This is a genomic window from Methanocalculus sp. (assembly GCF_030651615.1).
Taxonomy (GTDB): Archaea; Halobacteriota; Methanomicrobia; order Methanomicrobiales; family Methanocorpusculaceae; genus Methanocalculus.
Genome location: NZ_JAUSCG010000217.1, coordinates 1 through 2,919 on the forward strand (window position 1 = coordinate 1; position 2,919 = coordinate 2,919).

The window sequence follows — 2,919 nt, forward strand, 5'->3', positions numbered from 1 at the left end:
GATCGATGAGAAGAGTGTCGCCCTTGAATCACTCATCTGCATCAAGCGTGCGGGGGCGGATCTGATAATCACATATTTTGCAGAAGATGTCTGCAGGTGGTTGCATGAGAAGCGATGAATTATTTAAAATTGCACAAACCCTCCTCCCCGGAGGCGTAAGCAGCCCGGTCCGGGCGATCAAACCATACCCATTCTATACAGTATCGGGAAAAGCCGGAAGGATAACAACAGCAGATAATGATACGCTGATCGACTGCTGCCTCGGATACGGACCACTCATCCTTGGTCACGCACATAAAGTCATCAAAGCAGCCATTCAAAAACAACTTGAAGACGGGTGGCTCTATGGAACTCCGACAGAGCAGGAGATTTTGATGGCACAGAGGATCATCCGGGACCAGCCGGGCGTTGAGATGGTGCGATGCGTCTCAAGCGGCTCTGAAGCTACGATGGCGGCGATCCGTCTTGCCCGGGGATATACACAGAAGAAAAAGATCCTGAAAGTAGAAGGGGGCTTTCATGGAGCCCATGACAGTGTTCTGATCAAGGCAGGCTCAGGTGCAACAACACTTGGAATACCAGACTCAGCAGGCATCCCTGAAGAGATTGCGGGTTTCACACGGCAGGTACCCTATAATGATTCTGAGGCACTCGACCAGATCCTCCAAAAAGATTCCGATATAGCCGCTTTCATCCTTGAACCGGTGATGGGAAACATTGGCCCGATTCTGCCAGAAGAGAACTATCTCAAAGAGGTCAGGGCGATCACAAAAGAACATGATGTCCTCCTCATATCAGACGAAGTGATCACCGGATACCGGCTCGGTATCGGGGGTGCTGCGAAATACTATGGGATCACCCCGGATATTACGACCCTTGGAAAGATCATCGGGGGGGGGCTTCCTATCGGTGCCTTCGGCGGCAGACGGGATATCATGGAGATGATCGCACCCGCCGGACCGGTCTATCAGGCTGGCACCTTCAATGGAAACCCTCTCTCTCTTGCAGCAGGCACTGCCACCCTCGATTATCTTGCAGCAAACAGGAAGGAGTACAATCGTGCAGCTGAACGTACGCGGGCGATCGAAGAGAGTCTTCCGTCATCTGCCGGGGGTTCATTTGTTCGGATCGGATCGATCTTCAAGTATTTCTTCAGGAATGATACGCCGAAGAACTATGCAGAAGCAAAAGAGAGCGATACCATCTCCTTTGGGTCGTTCTGGAAGGGAGCGCTATCTCAGGGTGTCTTCCTCCCACCGGCCCAGTTTGAATCGAACTTCCTCTCATTTGCCCATACCGACGAGGATATTGAAAGCATCTCCGGAGTCTATCGATCATGCATCCCATGATCCGGATCGGCTCCCGCGGAAGTGCCCTTGCACGGAGACAGACAGAGATCGTCTCAAAACAGCTTGGAGAGATCGGGATCAGGACAGAGATCATCATCATTAAAACCGAAGGTGATGCGGATACAAGCGTTCCACTGCATGAAGTAGGGGGACAGGGGATCTTTGTCAGGGCACTTGATGACGCGATACTGAGTGGTGAGATCGATTGTGCAGTTCATAGCATGAAAGACATTCCGGCAGCAAGGCCGGATGGAATTGCAACAGCTGCAATCCTTCCTCGCGATCCTCCAACAGACTATCTGGCATTTGAGAAGACACTTGATGACGTCCTTATCATCGGGACATCCAGCACAAGACGCCGTGCCCAGCTCAGGAGATATGATCCCGATCTGGAGATCAGAGAGCTCAGGGGAAATATCGATACAAGGATCAGAAAACTGAAATCCGGTGACTATGATGCGATTATGCTTGCCGAAGCAGGACTCGTTCGGATGTCTCTTCATCTAAACGGGATCCGCTTACCAGCTCATCAGTTCGTTCCGGCACCAAACCAGGGAACGATCGCAGTGGTCTGCAGGGATGATCCGGCGCTTTGTGAGGTCATCTCCCCCCTTGACCACGAGAAGACACGCATGGACACGATGATCGAACGGGCCGTGATGGAAGAGGTCGGAGGAGGATGTTTCACGCCGCAGGGGATATACTGCCTTGAAGGACACCTGATAGCAGAGGTCCTCTCCCTTGATGGAGAAAGATACGAACGGATGGAAGAACAGGTGAAATCAGTTGATGAAGCACGCGGAATTGGAAGGGAACTTAAGATCCGCTCAAGCGATCTGATACTTGAAGCAAAGAGCATACTGGGGTTGAAATAACAATGAGCGGAGTGGTATATCTGGTTGGATCAGGCCCCGGCGGCCTTGGACTGTTAACCTATCGGGCGCGGGAGGTGATCGATGCTGCCGAGGTGATCCTGTACGATCAGCTTCCGGGAGAAGAGATCCTCTCCACCCTCCCTGCATCTGCTGAGAAGATCGACTGTGGAAAGTACGGGGGTGCACATACCCTCAGCCAGGAGGAGATCGAGAGGCTGATGGTGGATCGTGCCAAACAGGGCAGAAGGGTCGTCCGGTTGAAAGGGGGTGACCCGTTCGTCTTCGGCCGGGGTGGAGAAGAGATGGAGGTGCTCAGAGAGCATAACATCACTGTGGAGGTCGTCCCGGGGATCACAAGTGCCATTGCCGTACCGGGTTGTGCAGGCATCCCCGTAACCCATCGTAGCTTTGCAAGCCAGGTCACCTTTCTGACAGGTCATGAAGACCCGAAAAAAGAAGAGTCTGCAATCGACTGGGGATGGCTTGCACAATCCCGAGGGACCATTGTAATTCTAATGGGTGTTAAGAATCTCGGCCAGATAACAGCTTCTCTCATTGCTCACGGTATGAAGAGTGACAAGCCTGTTGCAATCATTGAACGGGGATTTCGGCCAGACCAGCAGGTGACTATCGGGACACTGGCTGACATTACAACAGTTGCAAAAGCTGCCGGGGTGAAGCCACCAGCAATCATT

At 52.5% G+C, this 2,919-nt stretch carries 3 protein-coding genes and 1 pseudogene; all 4 read left to right on the forward strand.

Annotated features, from left to right (window positions below):
* Positions 1-118, forward strand: a pseudogene (locus Q7V06_RS09210) (porphobilinogen synthase); the annotation flags it as partial.
* The gene (locus Q7V06_RS09215; protein ID WP_304840816.1) at positions 105-1,349 is read left to right on the forward strand and encodes a glutamate-1-semialdehyde 2,1-aminomutase; all 1,245 of its coding nucleotides are present in this window, start codon (positions 105-107) and stop codon (positions 1,347-1,349) included. The pseudogene Q7V06_RS09210 and the gene Q7V06_RS09215, both read left to right, overlap by 14 nt.
* Complete coding sequence (hemC, locus tag Q7V06_RS09220) at positions 1,337-2,224, forward strand: hydroxymethylbilane synthase (RefSeq protein ID WP_304840818.1); 888 nt, start codon at positions 1,337-1,339, stop codon at positions 2,222-2,224. Before Q7V06_RS09215 ends, hemC begins: the two co-directional genes overlap by 13 nt.
* A 2-nt stretch (positions 2,225-2,226) precedes the next feature.
* Positions 2,227-2,919: uroporphyrinogen-III C-methyltransferase (gene cobA, locus Q7V06_RS09225; RefSeq protein ID WP_304840820.1), on the forward strand; the 693-nt coding region annotated here is incomplete at its 3' end.

What these genes read in the sequence shown, in the direction of transcription:
- Q7V06_RS09215 (WP_304840816.1), top strand. Translation starts at nt 105, where the DNA reads ATGAGAAGCGATGAATTATTTAAAATTGCACAAACCCTCCTCCCCGGA.
- hemC (WP_304840818.1), top strand. Translation starts at nt 1,337, where the DNA reads ATGCATCCCATGATCCGGATCGGCTCCCGCGGAAGTGCCCTTGCACGG.